The sequence below is a fragment of the Sciscionella marina DSM 45152 genome (assembly GCF_000379465.1).
Taxonomy (GTDB): Bacteria; Actinomycetota; Actinomycetes; order Mycobacteriales; family Pseudonocardiaceae; genus Sciscionella; species Sciscionella marina.
Genome location: NZ_KB905414.1, coordinates 269,602 through 289,215, shown reverse-complemented (window position 1 = coordinate 289,215; position 19,614 = coordinate 269,602). Strand labels below are relative to the sequence as shown.

10 protein-coding genes are annotated in these 19,614 nt (G+C 69.5%); 3 read left to right on the top strand and 7 right to left on the bottom strand.

From position 1 onward, the window contains the following. Positions 1 to 35 precede the first annotated feature (35 nt). Complete coding sequence (locus A37U_RS0131160) at positions 36 to 2,375, bottom strand: glycoside hydrolase family 2 protein (protein ID WP_020500599.1); 2,340 nt, start codon at positions 2,373 to 2,375, stop codon at positions 36 to 38. A 161-nt stretch (positions 2,376 to 2,536) separates the two neighbouring features. On the opposite strand from A37U_RS0131160, the gene A37U_RS0131155 reads away from it, so the two are divergent. Continuing rightward, on the top strand, positions 2,537 to 3,136 hold the full coding sequence (locus A37U_RS0131155) for a DUF6518 family protein (RefSeq protein WP_020500598.1): 600 nt from the start codon (positions 2,537 to 2,539) through the stop codon (positions 3,134 to 3,136). Between the two features lie 375 nt (positions 3,137 to 3,511). Here A37U_RS0131155 and A37U_RS0131150 read toward each other — a convergent pair whose 3' ends face one another. From A37U_RS0131150 to A37U_RS0131120, 6 genes are all read right to left on the bottom strand, one after another. Next, the gene (locus A37U_RS0131150) at positions 3,512 to 4,333 is read right to left on the bottom strand and encodes an ABC transporter permease (RefSeq protein WP_020500597.1); all 822 of its coding nucleotides are present in this window, start codon (positions 4,331 to 4,333) and stop codon (positions 3,512 to 3,514) included. Beyond that, a complete protein-coding gene (locus A37U_RS0131145) occupies positions 4,330 to 5,286 on the bottom strand; it encodes a daunorubicin resistance protein DrrA family ABC transporter ATP-binding protein (RefSeq protein ID WP_020500596.1) in 957 nt (318 codons plus the stop codon). Before A37U_RS0131145 ends, A37U_RS0131150 begins: the two co-directional genes overlap by 4 nt. After that, positions 5,283 to 5,501: an MbtH family protein gene (locus A37U_RS0131140; protein ID WP_020500595.1), complete on the bottom strand. Its 219-nt coding sequence runs from the start codon at positions 5,499 to 5,501 to the stop codon at positions 5,283 to 5,285. Before A37U_RS0131140 ends, A37U_RS0131145 begins: the two co-directional genes overlap by 4 nt. 2 nt (positions 5,502 to 5,503) lie before the next feature. Beyond that, the gene (locus A37U_RS46265) at positions 5,504 to 15,649 is read right to left on the bottom strand and encodes a non-ribosomal peptide synthetase (protein WP_157183129.1); all 10,146 of its coding nucleotides are present in this window, start codon (positions 15,647 to 15,649) and stop codon (positions 5,504 to 5,506) included. A gap of 224 nt (positions 15,650 to 15,873) precedes the next feature. Then, positions 15,874 to 16,068: a hypothetical protein gene (locus tag A37U_RS0131130; RefSeq protein ID WP_020500593.1), complete on the bottom strand. Its 195-nt coding sequence runs from the start codon at positions 16,066 to 16,068 to the stop codon at positions 15,874 to 15,876. Between the two features lie 805 nt (positions 16,069 to 16,873). Continuing rightward, positions 16,874 to 17,500 carry a TIGR03086 family metal-binding protein gene (locus A37U_RS0131120; protein ID WP_020500591.1) on the bottom strand — a complete coding sequence of 209 codons (627 nt, stop codon included), beginning with the start codon at positions 17,498 to 17,500 and terminating at the stop codon, positions 16,874 to 16,876. A gap of 51 nt (positions 17,501 to 17,551) precedes the next feature. Here A37U_RS0131120 and A37U_RS0131115 point away from each other — a divergent pair, with 51 nt between their 5' ends. Both A37U_RS0131115 and A37U_RS0131105 read left to right on the top strand, forming a co-directional pair. Beyond that, positions 17,552 to 18,001, top strand: a complete 450-nt coding sequence (locus tag A37U_RS0131115) for a MarR family winged helix-turn-helix transcriptional regulator (RefSeq protein WP_026197787.1) — start codon at positions 17,552 to 17,554, stop codon at positions 17,999 to 18,001. A gap of 391 nt (positions 18,002 to 18,392) precedes the next feature. After that, positions 18,393 to 19,604: a hypothetical protein gene (locus A37U_RS0131105; RefSeq protein ID WP_051111780.1), complete on the top strand. Its 1,212-nt coding sequence runs from the start codon at positions 18,393 to 18,395 to the stop codon at positions 19,602 to 19,604. Positions 19,605 to 19,614: the final 10 nt, after the last annotated feature.

Below are 19,614 nucleotides of genomic sequence, written 5' to 3'. Positions count from 1 at the left end.
ACCCGGCGGGCGGCGGTGACCCACACTCGGCGAGATCAGCGCGCCCGCAGCCGGACGGTCGCGCTGCCGAGCAGGTGATGCCTGGCCCGCACGGTGATCGGCCCCGGTTCGCCTGCCATGGTGCGCAACCAGACCGCGCCCGCGCCACCGGTACGGCCGATCGGGAACGGGTTGTCGCCGACGATCCGTACCGGGCCGGTGGATTCGAGTAGTACGTCCCCGGAGGCGTGCGTGCGCTGCGCGCCGAAGCGGTCCACCGCGCGCAGCACCAGCCTGCTCGCATCCGCCCCGTCGGCGCGCAGTTCGCTGTCGTCGCAGACCGCTTCGAGCCGGTCCGCCGAGCGGTCGGCGGAGAACCGGCGGGTGATCGCGAGCCGGCCGCCGAGGTAACCGTCCAGACGCAGCTCCACCGGCCGGTGCCCGCGGAATTCCAGATCGGCGCGGAACGGCGGGAACCGTAGATGCGGGAACCGTTCGTGATCCTGGCGCAGCTCGCGCGGTGGCCCGTGGTCCAGTGCCATGGTGAGCGTGTCGCAGTTCGAGTAGATCAGCGCGTTCCTGCCCGGTCCGTGCTCGGGAAGCGGTTTCCCGAAATCCCAGTAGAATCCCGGTTCGGCGATCGCTTCGCGTGCCGGATCACGCTGCGCGCGGTAGAACGCGGCGCCGAGCTTCGGGATACGGAAGAAATCGCACACCCCGGCCCATTTCATCCCGTCGATGGAGTGTTTCCACGAGGACGGGTAGTCGAAGGCACACCACCCGAGCAGCCCGCAGTACTCCGGATCGGAGGCGGCGGCGTCGTGCGCGGCGGCGTGCAGCAGTGCCTGCGTGGACTGCAGGTGTGCCGCGTCGGTGCGCCGGTAATGCCCGGGACCGATCATCGCCCCGACGGCCTCGGTCACCAGGTAGGGCAGGTCCGCGCGGGGCGGCTGCAGCCCGGTGCGCGGATCGCTGTAATCGTTGTAGGCGAACACATCCTGGCTGCGCCGCGCACTGGCATAGGCGCGGGCCCGTTTCGCTTCGCGTCTCATGTACCGGACCGCCCCGCTGGTCGGCCGGGTGCCGTCCAGCCGCTGGGCGATCTCGTCGGTGACCGTGTACAGCTTCGCGTCCTCACCCGTCTCGTTGAGCCGGGTTCCCCAGATGATGATCGAGGGATGGTTCCGGTCCCGTAGCACCATGTCCCGCACATCCCGGCGGGACCGGGCGCGCCAGACCACATCGCCGAGATAGTCCCAGCCGGGCGCCTCTTCCCAGACCAGCAGGCCGAGCTCATCGCAGGCGTCCAGGAACGCCTCGGACTGCGGATAGTGCGAGCAGCGGACCATATTGCAGCCCAGCTCCCCGCGCAGGATCTCGGCATCCTTGCGCTGCACCCGATCCGGCATCGCACCGCCGGTGTACGGGTACCACTGGTGCCGGTTCAGCCCGAACAGCTGCAGCCGGCGGCCGTTGAGATAGAACCCGTCCTCGCGGAACCGCGCGTCCCGGAACCCGATCCGCACGGTGCGCTCCGCCCCACCGTGCACCCGCACCCGAACGCGGTAGAGCTGGGGTTCCTCGACGTCCCAGAGCCGGATCCCGGCCAGCCCGGAGAGGGTCAGCCGCACCTGGTGCTCGCCGGGCGCGGTGAGCCGCGTCCGGGTACTCACCGCCGCCAGCACCCGCTCGCCGTCGAGCAGTTCGGCGGAGACCGTCACCGGCTCGGCGGGCGGGCGCGTGGTGTTCAGGCCCGTGGTCACCTCGACGCGCCGCCGTCCCTCGTCGAGCACATCCATCGGTCTGGCGAACACATCCCGCACGTACAGCGCGGGTTCGGCACGCAATCGGGTCGGCCGGTACATGCCCGCCGGCTGGTAGAAGTCGATCGCGGAGGGGTTTCTGGCATGCGGCCGGTTCGGCGGCACGTTCTGCTGCCACTGCCCGTCCACGACCACCACCAGCTCGTTGTCCTGGGGACCGAGCAGCCTGCTCAGTTCGAGGGTGTACGGCAGATACCCGCCGATCCGGCCACCGAGCCGCTGCCCGTTGAGGAACACGGCCGAGCTGGTCAGCACCGCGCCGATGTCGAGGAAGAGCCGTTCGGCGGGCGGGGCGTCGAACCGGCAGCGATACACCCAGGTGCGCTCCCAGGCCGCGGGCCGCCAGTCCCGCCAGGACAGCGTGACCGGACAGTGCGGAAGGGTGATCGGCGTTCCCTGAGTGTCCAGCACCGGACCACCCTGGTACGGGCCGCAGAACCACTGGGGACCGAGCGGCTCCGCGGCCCCGGAGAAGCTCTGCAGCAGCGCGGGCCCGGCGGTGGCGAGCCCGAGCAGGCCGATACCGCCCGCGGCCAGGAGCCTGCGGCGCGACCACTTCGGGGACTCGGTCATCGGCGTGTCCCCGGGGACATCGCACGCCGGTCACCGGGCCTGTCGAGCTGGTCGCGCAACCCGAGTTCCACCGGCACAGCGTAGAAGATCTTTTCCCGGTGACACCACCACTGGCCCGGTGCCCCTCGGAACCCGGGGAACAGCGGTAGGCTCGTGCCTCGATGCCTGCTCCTGCCAAGATCCGGGATGTCCTGCTGTGCGGTGCGGTCGTGCTGCTCGCCGGTCTCCTGCTCGGCGCCGCCACCTCGTTCGCGCAGGGAGGCGTGCTGCCGCAGGCGCTCGCGCCGTTGGCGAACTCGGTGAGCGGCTGGCCCCTGATCACCGCACTGCTGGTGTGGCTGACCCGGCAGGCAACTCCGGCCTCGGCGGTGTACGGTGCCATCGGGTTCCTCGCGCTCGTCCTCGGCTATACCCTCGCCGCGGAACTGCGCGGATTCCCTTATCACCCCTTGGAGTGGGGTCTGATCGGCGTGCTGGCCGGACCGTTCGTGGGGACCGCCGCCTGCTGGCTGCGCCGTGAACCCCGCCGGGCGGTCCTCGGCGCCGGGTTGCTCGCCGGGATCGCGATCGGGGAGGGCGTCTACGGGCTGCTCGTGATCGCGGACACCACCGGATGGTTCTACTGGGTGCTTTCCATCCTGCTCGGTATCGCGCTGCTGACCGTGATACTCGTGCGCAGGGGTGGCCCGGTGCTGCTCGGCATCGGCGTCACGGTTCTCGTGGCCGCCGCAGGGTATCCGGCCGCCCTGCTGCTCGGTTGAGTGGTGGTTTCACTCCCCGGTGTAGCTGCTGAAGGTCCAGACGTGGGCTTCCGGGTCGGCTACACGAGTATTCGCGGACTCCGGCCAGGGAATCGTGCACCGGGTTCAGCATCCGCGCTCCGCAGGCCTCCGCCCGAGCCCGGTGGCCCTCGAGGGCACCGTCCGGCACCCGGACGCACAACGCCTGGCTGGTGCCCTCCAGCGCGAGGGGGCTGTGCATGCCGTATCGATCGGTGTCTCGATCCCTGCTGAGCAACCCGATCGCGGCTTTCGGGTCCGCATACCGCAGGTCGGGGTACACGCTCGGCCGCGCTGCGGTGTCGGCCATGCGGGCAGGCTACCGCGCGGGCGAGTGCCCTGCGCCCTTTCACCCGGTCAGCGGCTCGCCACCCGCCGGTAGCGGTGCACCGCCAGCGTCATGAACACCGCGATCAACCCGATGCAGCACAACACCGCGTACAGCGGGGCGTGCTGTGCGGGCCAGCCCTCCGGTTGCGGCAGTCCCCCGGGGGCCGGATTCCCGAACAGGTGCCGCACGCTGGTGGACACGGCGCTGATCGGGCTCCACGCGGCGATACTGCCCAGCGGTTCGGGCATCGCGACCACCGAGGCGAAGTTGGTGGAGATGAAGGTGACCGGGAAAAGCCAGATCAGCCCGAGGCTCTGCGCGACCTCCACGCTGGGCGCGACGAGCCCGATGTACGCGCCGACCCAGGACATGGCGAAAGCGAACAGCAGCACGAGCAGATAGGCGGCGACGGCGTCGAGCACGCTGCCCCGGATGCGCCAGCCGATGGCCAGCCCGCACACGGTGGTGACCAGCAGGCTGAGCACGCTCGTGGTGAGATCGGAGCTGGTGCGCCCGAGGATCACCGCGAGCCGGGACATGGGCAGCGCGCGGAACCGATCCACGAGCCCCTTCTGCAGATCGTTGGCCAGCCCGATGGTGGTGAACGAGGCGTTGAAGGTCACGGTCTGCACGAAGATCCCGGCCAGAATGTACTCCCGATAGGCGGGACCGCCGAGGCTGCCGCCGAACACGTAGGCGAGCAGCACGACGAACATGACCGGTTGCACGATACTGGCCAGCAGGGAACCGGGGGTGCGCCGGATATTGAGCAGGTTGCGCCAGGCCAGGCTGCCCGCATCGCGCGCGATCCGGGTCAATCCGCCGGTGGGCGTGCTGAGCACGGTCATGCCGGGACCTCCTTGGCGGCCGGTTCCTCGGTGAGCGCGAGGAAGACATCGTCGAGCGTGGCCCGGCGCAGGCCGAGATCGAGCACCGGGATCGCGCGCATGTTCAGCCGGGCGACCACATCGGCGAGCGCGATCTGCCCGCTCTCGGTGCGCAGTTCGAGCCGCCGCGCGCTTTCGTCCACATGCGGCACGGTGTCCCCGATTTCGGCGAGGATCTGTTCCGCGGCGGGGATATCGCGTGCCTCGGTGAGCACGAGTTCGATGCGTTCCCCGCCGACCATGCGTTTGAGTTCGTCCGCGGTGCCCTCGGCGACCACCGCGCCGTCCTCGAGTACCGCGATCCGGTCGGCGAGCTGATCGGCCTCCTCGAGGTACTGCGTGGTCAGCAGCACCGTGGTGCCCTTGCCAGCGAGATCGCGCACCAGCGCCCAGGTGTTCTGCCTGCTCTGCGGATCGAGCCCGGTCGTCGGTTCGTCCAGCACCACCAGCGAGGGCTCGGCGATCAGCGCACCGGCCAGGTCCAGGCGCCGCCGCATGCCACCGGAGTAGCTGCCCGCGCGGTTGTGCATCACCGTGTCCAGATGGAACCGGGCGAGCAGTTCCCTGGTGCGATCGGCCGCGCGCGCCCGGCGCATCCCGTACAGCCGCGCGACCAGATACAGATTCTCGAACCCGGTCAGTTTCTCGTCGACCGCCGCATACTGCCCGGAAACCCCGATCGCGGAGCGCGCGCGGTCCGGGGCGCGCAGCACATCGTGCCCGGCGACGAACACCTGCCCGGAATCCGGGCGCAGCAGGGTGGTCAGGATCCGCACGGTGGTCGTCTTTCCCGCACCGTTGCGGCCGAGCAGCGCGAACACCTCACCGCCGCGCATGGCGAGATCCACCCCGCGCAGTGCCGGTTTCGAACCGAAGGACTTGTGCAGGCCCTCGATGCGCACGTGCGCGGTCATCGGGCACCGGCCGTGCGGCTGCGCGGGGTGATGTCGGTCCAAGTGTGCTCCACGTATTCCAGGCAGGCGGCGCGCTCGTCCGGGCCGTAGGCCACGGTCCAGCCGCCGGGCACCGCACACCAGTGCGGCCACAGCGAGTACTGCCCTTCGTGGTTGACGAGCACGAGGTATTCCTCGTCCTGCGCCTCGAACGGATTGGTCACACGATCGGCCATGCTCAGCTCCCGATACTCGTCCGTTGTTGGGTGATCTTGTCCTGTGCCGTGCGCAACCGCCTCGCCAGCACCGGGCCGAGCTGTTGCAGCGCGGGCGGCCGCATGAGCAGCGCGTGCGGGAACGGCACATTGTGGTGTTCGACCGGGCCGTTCAGGTACTCGCCCCAGCCGCGGTCGAAGGGGGAGTCCTCCTGCGTACCGAAGAACAACGTCGGCCCGTGATAGGTGCCGATCTCCGCGCCGTTGAGAATGTCGCCGTGCGAGGAGAACGCCGCGACCAGTGCCCCGATCGCGTCCTCGTCCAGGCTGCCGAGCGGGTTTCCGGTGCGCTGATAGAGCTCGCGCACCTCGGCCCTCGTCGGGTACCAGTCCTCGGGCACATCGTGACCCTGAAGCCGCAGATAGGACTGGAACAGCTCCGGTTCGCTCACCGTCGCCAGCCCTTCCGAGCAGGCGTGCGGATGCGAGTCCACGATGGTCAGCAGCGCCACCCGTTCGCCGGATTCCTGCAGCCGCACCGCCATCTCGTGCGCGATGTTCCCGCCGAGCGACCAGCCGAGCAGATGATAGGGGCCGTGCGGCTGGATGCGCCGGATCTGCTCCAGGTAGTCCAGCGCCATCTCGGTCAGGCTCGCCGGGGTGTACCCGGGATCGCTGAGCTTGCGCGCCTGCAGGCCATAGAGCGGTTGATCGCCGGGCAGATGCCGGAGCAGTCCGGCATACGGCCAGGACAGCGCCGACGCCGAGTGCACGCAGAACAGCGGCGGGCGTGATCCGGTGGTACGCAAGGGAAGCAGCACCTCGAACGAGTCGTCCCCGCCCGCGTCCCGCAGTTTGTCCGCCAGTCCCGCAACGGTCGGATGCTCGAAGAGCCTGCGGATGGAAAGCCGCACCCCGAGCGTCTCGCGCACAGCCGCGATGAGCTTGCTCGCCAGCAGCGAATGCCCGCCCAGCTCGAAGAAACTCTCGTCGATACCGACCCGCTCCAGGCCGAGCGCATCGGCGAACAGGCGGCAGAGCACGTCCTCCTTCGGCGAGCGCGGGCCGATCATTTCGCCGCTGCGGCCCGGGCTCGGCAGCGCGGACTGATCGAGCTTTCCGTTGGGCGTCAACGGAAGCGCGGGAACAGGGACGAACACCGAGGGCAGCATGTACTCCGGGAGGGTCCGGGAAAGGGCGGCACGCAGCCAGCGCGCATCCTCGGTATCGGTGACCACATAGGCCACCAGTGCCTCCCCGCGCACCAGCACGGCTGCCTCGGTGATCCCGGGCTGGTCCAGCAGCGCCGACTCCACCTCGCCGAGTTCGATCCGGAACCCGCGGACCTTGACCTGATTGTCCGTCCTGCCAAGGAATTCCAGGGTCCCGTCGCGGAGCCTGCGCACCCGGTCCCCGGTGCGGTACATCCGGGTTCCGTTGCCCGCGAACGACCCCGCCGTAAAGGGATTGGCGACGAACCGCTCCGCGGTCATCCCGGTGCGGTTGAGGTAGCCGTACGCGATGCCCGCCCCGGCGAGATAGAGCTCACCGGCCACGCCGAACGGCACCGGCCGCAGCCGCGCGTCCAGCACATGGGCATCGGTGTTCACGATCGGATGGCCCAGATGCGGGCGATCGCCGTGCTCGATGCGCGCGGCCATCGCGTTGACACAGGTCTCGGTTGGGCCGTAGTAGTTCTGCGCCCGCACCCCGTCCAGGTCCCGCAGCCGGGTCCAGCCCTGCGCGGAGATCGCCTCCCCGCCGACGGTGACCACCGAAGGGGAGTGCGCGGAGCCGAACAGCCCGGCCGCGTCGAGCTGACGCAACTGCGTCGGGGTGACCTCGACCGAGTCGATGCGCTGCTCGTGCAGGTAGCCGACCAGTTCCTCGGGATCCTTCCGGTGCCGCTCGGCCAGGATGTGCAGCTCGTGTCCGGCGACCATCCACAGGAACGGATCCCAGGAGGCGTCGAAGGAGATCGCCGCGGTCAGCGCCACCCGCAGCCGGTCCGGGCCGAACAGCTCAGTGCGGTGCTGGTGCAGCAGATTCACCAGGCCCGTGTGCGGGACGAGGACTCCCTTGGGGCGCCCGGTCGATCCGGAGGTGTGGATCAGATACGCCGGATCGGCGCCACGCGGCCGCTCGGTCTCCAGTTCCGCGCCGGAGAACCCGTCCTCGGGGTCGGTGTCCAGTTCCACCCGGGAATACCCGGAGGGCAGCGGAACCCCGGTCTCGGTCAGCACCAGGTCCGGGTCCGCGTCCGCGAGTACCGCCTCGATGCGCTCGCTCGGGTAACCGATATCGATGGGCACGTACACCGCACCGGCCTTGAGCACCGCGAGCATGCCGACCGTGGTGCGCGCGGAACGGGGCACCGCCACCGCGACCGCCGAACCGCGGCGCACCCCGCGTGCGCGCAGCAGCCGCGTGATCCGGTTCGCCTGCGCCTCGAGCTCCGCGGTGCGCAGTACCTCGTCCTCGCAGACGACCGAGATCGCCTCCGCGGGCGCCTGCGCGGCCATCCGCTCGAACTCGTGCACCACGGTCGCGCCCTCGGGGAGCACCCGCACACCACGGGCCGCCGCGGACAACCGGTCTCGTTCGCCGGGCAGGGTGAGCTCGAACTCGCCGATCGCCTGCTCCGGTGCGGTGACCGCTTCCGCGACGAGACCGGAGAACCGGTCGGCGATCTCCCGCGCGGTCACCGCGTCGAACAGATCCGCGTTGAACTCCAGTGTTCCGGCCAGCCCCGCGTCCCGTTCGGTGAACGAGAGCGAGAGGTCGAACTTGGCCGCGCCCGCGCTGTCGAACTCCGCGATCTCCACATCCAGGCCGGGCAGGGACAGCTCGGTGCGGGCGTTGTTCTGGAGGGTGAGCATCACCTGGAAAAGTGGGTGCCTGCCGAGGGATCGCGCGGGGGCGAGTGCCTCGACGACCCGTTCGAAGGGCACCTCCTGGTTGTCGAACGCGGCGAGGTCCCCGTCCCGGATCCGGGCCAGCAGCTCGGTGAAGCCCGGGTTCCCGGAAAGGTCGGTGCGCAGTGCGAGGGTGTTCACGAACAGGCCGACCAGATCCTCGAGCGCCTCGTCCCCGCGCCCGGCGACCGGGGTGCCGATCGCCAGATCGGTTTCCCCGCTCAGCCGGGAGAGTAGCACCGCGAGGCAGGTGTGCAGCACCATGAACACGCTCGCCCCGTGCCCGCTGGCCAGCGCGGTGATCCGGGAATAGGTCTCGGGGGACAGCTCGAAGCGCACCATGCCGCCGTGGTGGGCCGGATTCGCCTGGCGCGGCCGGTCGTGCGGCAGCGCCAATTCCTCGGGAAGACCGGCGAGGGCACGGGTCCAGAAGTCGAGCTGGGCGCGCACCGGGGAATCCGGTTCGTTCTCGCCGCCGAGCGCTTTCCGCTGCCACAGCGCATAATCCGCGTACTGCACGCCCAGCGGTGGCCGGGCCGGTTCGGCGTATCCCAGCCGCCTGCGGTAGGCCTCGGCCAGATCACGGGCCAGCGGGGCGGTCGAGGCACCGTCCGAGGCGATGTGGTGCACCACGAACAGCAGCACGTGCTCGCGCTCGCCGAGCCGCAGCAGCTTGGCGCGTGCGGGCAGTTCCCGTTCGAGTGCGAAGCCCTCCGCGCCGTCGGTGGCCAGCGCCCCGCTCAGCTGTTCGGGTTCGACGTCCACGAGCGGAAGCGGTGGCCGTGCGAGTTCGGCGCCGAGCACGAACTGGTACGGCTCCCCGGACTCGCTGCGGTAAAGGGTGCGCAGGCTCTCGTGCCTGGCGAACACTTCGGTGATGGCCCCGTGCAGCGCCGCGCGGTCCAGCTGGCCGCGCAGGGTCACCGCCATCGCGATGTTGTATCCGCCGTCCGCGCCCTGGAAGTCGTTGAGGAACCACATCCGCAGCTGTGCGTAGGAAAGCGGGATCCGTTCCGGGCGCGGTCCGGGCACCAGCCGAGGCCCCGCGGTGCGCGCCTGCGACCAGCACTGCGCCAGCGTCTCCGGTGTCGGTGCCTCGAACACCGTGCGCAACGGAAGGTCCACGCCGAACTCCGCGCGGATGCGGCTGATCAGTTTCGTCACCAGCAGCGAATGGCCGCCCGCTGCGAAGAAGTCCTGGTCCACGCCGAACTCGCGCAGCCCGAGGGTCGCCGCGAACAGCGCGCAGAGCCGTTCCTCGCCCGCATCCTTGGGTGCCCGGCCGCTGCCCGCAGGCGCCTCGGGAATCGGCAGGCGGTCCCGGTCGAGTTTGCCGTTCGGCGTGAGCGGGAACTCCTCGAGCACCGCGATCCCGTGCGGGCGCATGTATTCCGGCAGTGCGCGAGCCGCGTGCACGCGCACCGCGTCCAGGTCCACCTCGGCTCCGGTGCCGACCACATAGCCGAGCAGTCGCCGGCCGTGCACGAGCACCCGGGCCGCGGCTACCCCTGGTGCCCCGGAGAGCACCGTGGCGATCTCGGCGAGCTCGATCCGGAAGCCGCGCAGCTTGACCTGATCATCGGTGCGGGACAGGAATTCCAGTGCCCCGTCCGGGCCGAGGCGCACCAGGTCCCCGGTCCGGTACATGCGTGTTCCGTCGCAGGCGAACGGATCGGCAAGGAACCGTTCCGCGGTGAGCCCGCCTCGCCCGTGGTAGCCGCGGGCCAGTCCGGGACCGGCGAGGTAGAGCTCGCCGGGCACCCCGGCAGGGACCGGGTGCAGTCCGGCGTCGAGCACGTAGGCCCTGGTGTTCGGTACCGGGGAACCGATCGCGGGGTGTTCCCGCTCGCCGATCTCGCTGAACACCGCGTCCACGCAGGTCTCGGTGGGACCGTACATGTTCACCGCGCGGATCCGCGGGGCCGCGGCGAGCCGGTCCCAGAGCGATTTCTCCACCGCCTCACCGCCGACCGCGAGGATGCGCGGCCGGGCCGATTCGAGCAGGCCGACCGAAACCAGTTGGTCCACATAGGACGGTGTGGTCTCGAAGAAGTCGATGCCCTCCCGGTCGAGATGACCGAGCAGTGCCTCGGGATCGCGGCGCATCCGTTCCTCGATCAGGTGCAGCTCGTGCCCATCGAGCAGCCACAGCACCGGATCCCAGGCCGCGTCGAAGGCGACCCCGGAAAGGTGCGCCACCCGCGCGCGCTGCGCGGGGAACAGCCGCTGCCGGTGGTTCTGCAGCAGATTCTCCAGCGAACCGTGCTCGACGAGGATGCCCTTAGGTTGTCCGGTCGAGCCCGAGGTGTAGAGCAGATAGGCCGGGTCCTGCGCGCTCGGCCCGGCGGGCAGCTCCATTTCGGGTGCCTGCTGCTCGGTGCGCAGTACCGGAACATCCGCGCCGAACCGGGCGGCGGTCTCCCGGGTGCACAACACGACGGCGGGCCGGGCATCCGCGAGCAGGTAGGCGATTCGCGCGTCCGGGTACTCGATGTCGACCGACAGGTACACCGCGCCGATCCCGGTGACCGCCAGCAGCGCGGCGACCGTGTCCGCCGAGCGGGGCAGCGCGACCGCGACGGTCTGGCCGGCCAGCACCCCGTTCCCGGCGAGCAACCGGGCCAGTTCCCCGGCGCGGGCGTCCAGTTCGGCGAAGGTGAGCTCAACCGCCCCGCAGACCAGGGCGCGCTCTTCGGGGCGGGCGCGCACCTGCGCGGCGAACAGATCCGCAACCGTGGCCCCGGTCAGCGCGGAATCCGGTCCGTGCAGCCGCGATCCGGTCCGGGCGCCGAGCAGGTCCGCGGACCGGACCGGGCGGTGCGGCGATCCGGTGAGTTCCCCGGTGAGCGCGGTGAACGTGGCGGCGAACCCGTCCGCGCTCGCCGCGTCGAACAGATCCCTTGCGTACTCCAGGGTTCCGGTGATCCCGGCAGGTTCCCCGGCAGCGGTGAACGTCTCGCGCAGGCTGAAGGACAGGTCGAATTTCGCCGCGCCCGGCTCACCCTGGGTCGGGGACACGGTGAGACCGGGGAGTTCGAGCTCCGCGGCCGCGTTGTTCTGCAGGGTGAACATCACGTCGAAAAGCGGGTTGCGGCCCGGGATTCGCTGTGGTGCGAGCGCCTCGACGACCTGATCGAAAGGCAGATCCTGGTGTTCGAAGGCGGCCAGATCGGTCTCGATGATCCGGCGCAGCAGCTCGGTGAAGCTCGGCGCCCCGGACAGATCGGCGCGCAGCACGAGCGTGTTCACGAACAGCCCGACCAATTCGGCGAGCGCGGGCTCGGTGCGCCCGGCGATCGCGGTGCCGATCGGGATGTCGTTGCCTGCCCCGATCCGGTGGCACCACGCGGCGAGCGCGGCGTGCAGCACCATGAAGGTGCTCGCTCCGTGCGCGGTGGCGAGCTCGGCGATGCGCGCGTGGGTTTCCGGGGAGAGCTCGAGCGGGACCGAACCGGCCGCGGGCCGCCGGGTGCCCTGGCGCGGGTGATCCAGCGGCAGTTCCGGTTCGGGAAGCGCGGCGAGCGCGGAGGTCCAGAACGCGAGCTGGCGGGTGGCCGGACTTTCCGGGTCCGCACGGTCACCGAGTAGTTGGGCCTGCCAGAGCGCGTAATCCGCGTACTGCACCTCGAGCGGTTCGAATTCCGGCTCCCGGCCCTTCGCCCGCGCGGCATAGGCGGTACCGAGGTCCCTGGCGAGCGGGGTGAACGACCAGCCGTCGCCCGCGATGTGATGGATCACCAGCACCAGCAGGTGCTCGTGTTCCCCGGTGCCGAGCAGCAGCGCGCGTAGCGGGAGCTCGGTGCTCAAGTCGAACGGGCGGTCCAGTTCGGCGCGTACCCGGGCCGCGCAGTCCTGCGGATGTTCATAGTCGGTTGAATGCTCGCAGCGCAGCGCGATCTCCGGCGCTTCGAGCACCCGCTGATACGGCTCGCCGTCCTGTTCGGCGAACACCGTGCGCAGCGCCTCGTGCCGGGTGAGCAGGTCACCGAGCGCGGCCCGCAGCGCGCCGAGGTCCAGCGTTCCGGTGCATCGCAGCAGCGCGGGCATGTGGTACTCGGTGCCCGCCGCGTCCATCCGGTGCAGGAACCACAACCGCCGTTGGGCACCGGAAAGTGGCAGGCGCGGTCCCCGCTGCATGCGGCGCAGCGCGGGGCGCCGCCGGTCCTGCTCGGTGACCGTACGGCCGAGTGCGATGCGCGCGGCCAGCTCCGCCGGGGTCGGCGATTCGAACAGCGCCCGGATCGGCAGCCGGACGCCCAGTGCCTCGCGCAGACTGCCCAGCAGCCGGGTGGCGAGCAGGGAATGCCCGCCGAGCGCGAAGAAATCCTCTTGCGGGCCCACCGCGCCGAGCCCGAGCACCTCGGCGAACAGCTCTCGGCAGACCTGTTCGGCGTGGCCGGCCGATGCGGTCGCCGGTGCGGATTCCGGTTCGGGGAGCCGGTCGCGGTCCAGCTTGCCGTTCGCGGTGAGCGGGAGTTCGGCGATGGCCAGGATCTGCGCCGGGAGCAGGTGCGCGGGCAGCTGCCCGGCGAGCCGTTCCGCGAGCGCCGAGGTGTCCACGGTGGAGGGTGTGACATAGGCGAGCAGCCTGCGCGACTCCTCGGTTCCGCGCACCGCGACGGCCGCGCGGTCCACCGGTTCGAGCGCGGCGAGCTGTGCCTCGACCTCGCCGGGTTCCACGCGGTGGCCCCGGATCTTGACCTGCCGGTCGGCCCGCCCGGCGAACTCGATGCTGCCGTCCGTGCAGCGAACCGCGAGATCACCGGTGCGGTACATGCGCGATCCCTTACCCGCAAAAGACTCTGCTGCAAAGGGATCGGCCAGGAAAGCCGAGGCCGTCATACCGGGGCGGCGGTGATAGCCGCGGGCGAGACCGGGCCCGCTCAGGTAGAGCTCGCCGAGCATCCCGGCCGGGGCCGGGCGCAGGCTCGAATCGAGGACATAGGCGCGCATCCCGCGCACCGGCTGCCCGATCGCCGGGGTTTCGCGCTCCGCGAGCCGCGCGGTGACCGCGTCCACACAGGTCTCGGTCGGGCCGTAGAGGTTGACCGCGAGCAGCCCGGGAACCGAACCGAGCCGGTTCCACAGTTCCGGATCGATCTCCTCCCCGCCGATGAACAGCACCGCAGGGTGCCCCGCACCGTCGAGCAGGCCGTTCGCGAGCAGCTGGCGCAGATAAGAGGGAGTGGTACCGAGTGCGTCGATCCCGGCTTGTCTGAGCCGGTCGAGGCAGGCCTGCGGATCGGTGCGCACTTCGTCCTCGAGCAACACCAGCTCGTGCCCGTCGGCGAGCCACAACACGGCATCCCAGTAGGCGTCGAACGCGGTTCCGGCCAGGTGTGCCACCCGCGCCCGGGAACCCGTCGCCGTGCGTGCCGGATCGAACATCGCCGAGCGCTGGTGCGCGAACAGGTTCGCGAGGCTGCCGTGCTCCACGACGACACCCTTCGGCCTGCCGGTCGAACCGGATGTGTACACCAGATAGGCGGCGTCCTCCGGGGCGGGCGCCGGGCAGCGCAGCGGCGTGGCCGGAAAAGCAGCGCACTGCGTGAAGCTCAGCCCGCCGGGGCGCGGCTCGCTCGCCCCGAGTACCAGCGCCGGTTCCGCGTCCTCGAGCAGGAACGCGATCCGCTCGGCCGGATAGGCGGGATCGACGGGCAGATACCGCGCTCCCGATTTGAACACCCCGAGCAGCGCGGCGATCGTCGCGCAGGAACGGTCGGCGAGCACCGCGACCGTGTCACCCTTCCCGATCCCGCGGGCCGCGAGGGCATTGCCGAACCGGTTGGACCATTCGTCGAGTTCACGGAAGCTGAACGCGGCGGTTTTTTCGCGCAGTGCCGTCGCTTCCGGGGTCTCGGCGACCCGGGTGGCGAACAGGTCCGGGATCGTCGGCTCCGTGGCGGAGTATTCGGCGGCGAGCGGGAATTCCTCGTGGAGCAGGACATCCGCCGCCCTGGCCCCGGTATCGGCCGCGGCGGCGCGCAGCACGGCGGCGAACCGCTCGGCGTGCCCGGCCAGTTCCTCCGCGGTGTACCGGCCGGGATTGGCGTCCAGGTTCAGCAGCAGCCCTTCCGCGCGCTGCTCCACGACGACGGCAAGATCCTCGACCGGGCCGACGGCGAGGTTGTGCGTGCTGGCCTCGTGCGCACCGAAGGGGAGTTTCGCTTGCTGGGGAAGGATGTTGATGGTCGGCCCGTCGAGCACCGCGGCACCGAGTTCGGCGCGCAGCCGTTCGCTGCGGTAGCGCTGATGCCGGAGTGCGGCGCGGATCTCGTCCGATGCGGAGCGCACCAGTTCGGCGATGCTCGTCTCCGGGTGCACGCGCAGCCGCAGCGCCAGGATGTTCGACAGCATGCCCGGGGTGACCCGTGCGGTCTTGGTGCGCCGCGCGGGCACGGGGAGGCCGAAGACGACATCCCGGTCCCCGGTCACCCGGTGCAGATAGAGCGCGAAGCAGGCCACGATCAGCGGCGCGATCCCGGTGCCGAGCGCCCGCGCGGTCCCGGCGAGTTCGATCCGCTCGGCTTCGCTGATCTCGGTGCTGTGCCGCAGAAAGGAATTCCCCATCGGTTCGTCGCGGCGTGCCGGGCTGCTCGCGGCCGGCCGGTCGGCGAACCGGTCCAGCCAGTACCGCTCATCGGCGGCGTACTCCGCGCCCGCCAGGTAGGCGTCCTCCTCGGCGAGCAGTTCGGCGAGGGTGTCGAAGGCGCACTCCGGTGGCCGGGAATCCGTGCTGAGCGCCTGGTAGATCTCCGCGGTGCGGGCGAGCACCAGCGCGGCGCCGTAGCCGTCCATGATCAGGTGGTGCACCCGCTGGTACACCAGCACCCGATCCTCGGCGACCTGCAGGGCCACGGCCCGGTACAGCCCGCCGCGCACCGGATTCAGCGGCTGGGCGTGCTCCGCGCGCATCCAGTCGAGCGCGGCGGCGACTGGATCCGGCTCGGCGCGCAGATCCAGCACGTCCAGGACACCGGTTCCCGGCGCGTCGAGCACCTGCACCGGCTGCTCATCGTGCGCGAGCACCCGCGCGCGCAGGGCCTCGGTCTCGCCGAGCACCGCATCGAAGGCGTCGCTGAGCAGGGTGAGCTCCACCGCACCGCGTACATCCAGGTAGAGCGCGATGTTGAACATCGGGTTCCGCCTGTCGATCCGCTGTCCGTACCACACCGCGGACTGCGCGGCGGAGAGCCGGAGTTCGCGTGGCGAGTCGTGTTCGGCACTGATCTGGATGGGGCGAGGTTCGGTCACGAGCGCACCGCTTTCCGGAGTTTCCTCGAGCAACTTCTTGAGAGGTTCGAGCGATATTCGACGCGCTCACCATGGTGGGGGAGCAATACGCCGATTGTTTGGCAAACGTATTTCTGATCGTTATCCGCGCCCTTTTCCGATTATGTCGGTAGGCGTGGTTTTGGTGAGGGGGCGGCCCTCCGGGCGGAGAGCGGGAATATGGAGGGCCGCCACCTGCTACTGGATTACTTGCACTGCATCCAGATGATGTTCTTCTGGCACCCGGGCGGAACCGGGGTCCAGGGCCACACGATGCCCTGCCATTTCTCCTGGAAGTGGACCCCGCCGTGGGATTCGGCTGCCATGCTCGGCGCGGTGACGCCGAGGGCGAGCGCGAGCCCGATGCCCGCGGTGGCGCCCACCTTCTTCAGCGTGTTCATTGGTGACCTCGATTCGTATTCGATGGACAACATAAATCAGCGGCTCTCATGAGAAACAGAAAATGAAATGAGGCAGCGGATCCGCGAAAATCGCACCGTTGCCTCGCGGAGAAGCCTGCTGACGGGGCAACGCTAGCAATGGGAAACCACGCCCGGCCAATACTCCGATGTGGTGACCCTCGTCATACACGGTAAAAAAGGGACGAATGGTCGTCCGTGAATATGTCGGGTGGTTCATTTCTCCGTGAATACTACGAGCTCACCGTGTTTTGTACGATCGTCTCAGATGCTTCGCTCCGGTTTCCGGTGGCCTGGGTGATCTCTGGGCCTCATCACCCATGGTGGGGATTCGGGAACTGAGGGTTGTCGCGCCATCGCTGAGGTGCAGTTTTTCGTTACATGCCAGGGGTGCGCCGTGTGCTTCAGTCGCTGCCGCCGAACGGGGGAACGAACTCGAATCGGACGTCCGTGATGGGCCTTTCCGGTTTCATGGCCCGGAAATCCGCTCCGACGCGGTTCGTGGTGACCGTGCGGTACCCGAGTCGCCACGGTGTTCCCGGAGAGATCGGCGCGGCCGGGTATCCGGGGGAGTGTTCCACGCCATCGGCCATGCACGCGGGTGGGTCATCACGTGCATGGCCGATTCTGTCGCCGTATTCCACGGGACGGTTCGCCCGCCCGGTTCAGTCCGATGTGGACAGTGCGAGGTTCGCGGCAGGGATGCCGTCGCCGACGCAGCGCGGCTCGGTGGACGCGAAATAGATGTGCGGTTCACTCTCCGTTCGTGCTGACCGCGCCGTTCGGACTATGCCGCTGTGGTTTCCGGCCATTCCGGTGACCTGCCGAGGTGGGCCATGATGGCGTCGAGCACGGATTCCCCGCTGTAGTCGATTTCCGGGGCGAAGGAGGAGCCGGTTGCCGCGCGCTGTTCCCCGGTCGGCACGATCCGGGCGATATCGAACGCGACCGTGAGCAGTCCGGGATCGAATTCGAGGCCGAGGTCCAGGGTTTTCGCCACATCCCAGGCGTGCACGACATAGTCGAGGAAATGAAAACTGACCGCGAGCCATGCCGGAAACGGTTCCGGGCTGGCGAACTCGGGAAGCTCGAATTTCCGTTCGAACAGATCCTCGGTGGCGAACGAATTCAGCAGATGTTCCGCCGATTCACGATAGGTGTTCACCGGATCGGTGCCGAGTGCGCGCGGTTGCCAGTCCCCGGGATCCGCGCTTCCCCGGGCCGCGGCGGCGAAGCCGTAATGCTGCCGGGTCATGTGCACGAGCAGATCGGCGAAGGCCCAACCGGCGCAGGGGGTCGGCCGGATCAGGTCCTCGGCCCGGGTGTGCGAGACCAGTTCGATATTCGTGTGGACGGCGGCCGTGTTGAGTTCGCGCAGCCGTGCGGTCTGTTCGGCCAGATAATTGATGTGCATACGCTTATCATAAGCACTCGCATATCATTGGTCAACGTGTATCTTCATCGCATGACCGCAGCGGAAGGAGAACGCCCTGACCTCGCCGCCATGCTCGGGCAGCTGGTGCGTGGCCTGATCGCGGCCGAACGCCCGGTGCTCGCCGCGCACGGGGTGAGCATGTGGGGCTACGTGGTGCTGAACGCGCTCGAACGGTGCCCGGCGAGCACCCAGGCCGCGCTGGCCAAGGAGATCGGCGCGGACAAGACGCGGATCATCGGAACCCTGGACGAGCTGCAGGAGGCCGGACTGATCGCGCGCGAGCCCGATCCCGCCGACCGGCGGGCCCGGCTGCTGCACATCACCGGGTCCGGCCGTGCGCTGCGGGCCGCCGTGCGGGACCGGATACAGGCCAACGAGAACCGGCTGCTCGCCCTGCTTCCCGCCGGGCAGCGCCAGCCCTTCCTGCGCGCGCTCGGCACCCTGTCCGAGCTGTCCGAGGACGAGATCACCGGCCGTTGAGGCGACCCGGCCCGGTGGCAGTTCCGCCCGTAATTCCTCGATACCGATCGATCCCGGCCGGAGGGCCCGCCGCACGGCCCGTTTGGTGAACGCAGTCAGCCGGGCATTGATCGGGGCCGATCCGGCGGGCGATCAGCGCGCTCTCCCCGGTGCGGAAGCCGATCTCGCTCGAACCGGCGGCCCGGGTCAGCGACCGCCGGCTGGAACCGCCGATCCGGGCCGGTTGCCCGGGCATCGGATGCACGGAAAGTTCCTCGGTCTGCCATGCGGTACGGCTCCTGCCGTGCTGGTGACCGGAATACCCGCGGCCACGGATCACCGAGCGGTTCTCCGGGGCGCGCCGAGACCGGGACAGATGGGGATTTCACGGTGTGGCTGAGAGGGTCCGGGCATGAGTGGATTGTCCCGGCGCCGCCTGCTCCAGGTGCCCATGCTCGCGGGGCTCGGCGCATTCGGTGCCACGGCCTGTAATTCGCTGCACGACAAGCCGGGCAGTGCCGATCCGATCCGGCGGGTGCACGCGCCCGCGCCGGACGGGGTGCTCGGCGCGAACTTCAACGGTGCTCCGAGTGAGAACCTTTTCGGTGAGCTCGGGGAGGCGAATGCGACGTGGGTGCGCGGGTTTTTCGCGCTGCCCGATGCGGGCAAGGCGAAAGCCGCGCAGTCGCGTGCGATCGGTACCTTGCTGCGCGCCGGTGCGCACGGCTACGGAACCGTGCTCTCGCTGAAGTTCCCGTATTTTCCGAACCGCGGGAAACCGCTGCCACGCAAGGGTTCCGAAGCGATGCGGGCGGAGTTCGCCCGGCTGGACAAGGTGCTGGAGGCGGCACTCGGCAAGGTCGACATCCTGGTGATCGGCAATGAGCCGTTCATCGAATGCCCACGCCCGGACCGGAACAACGGTGCGCTCAACGAATTCTACGAGGCCATCGCCGGTCATGTCATCGCATCCCGGACCGCGCATCCGGGCGGGGACAAGACCGCGCTGTATCTGGGCGCGCTCACCAAGCTCGACGAGCCAGGGGAGATCGGCAAGGGCACCGAACGCTGGATGTCCTATGTGCGCGACACTCCGGAGATCGCGGGCACCGACATCCACCCGCACGTCGCGGATCCGGCCGGTGTCGACACCTACCTCGACTACATCCGGCCACGACTCGGCCCGGACAAGAAATTTCTCGCCACCGAGTTCTCCCTGGTGCACCTCTGGCAGAAACATCTCACCGACCGGGTCAGCGCGGAGTACGCCGCCGAGTACCACATCCGGCCGGATACCAAAGTGTGGCAGGTCATCAAGAACGCCCTCGGCAAGCCGTTTCCTCAGCAGCGGTGGTACGACCTGCTGCGCACCAGCCCGTGGTTCGAGAACAATCGAACCTTCCTGCGCGATCAGACGGAGAAATTCCGCGCCACCGGCAGGCTCGCCGTAGCCACCTACGGGGTGAGCCCGGACGCCGCCATGTCGGAGAACTTCGGCCCGGACAAGCAACCTTGGCTGCTGAACAGCTTGTTCGCCTCGCGTACGGTGCGCCCGCTCCCGGACGGTACCCCCGCGCCCAACTACGCCTGGCTCGGCGAATTCAAAGCACTGCAACGACGCTGATCCCTACCCC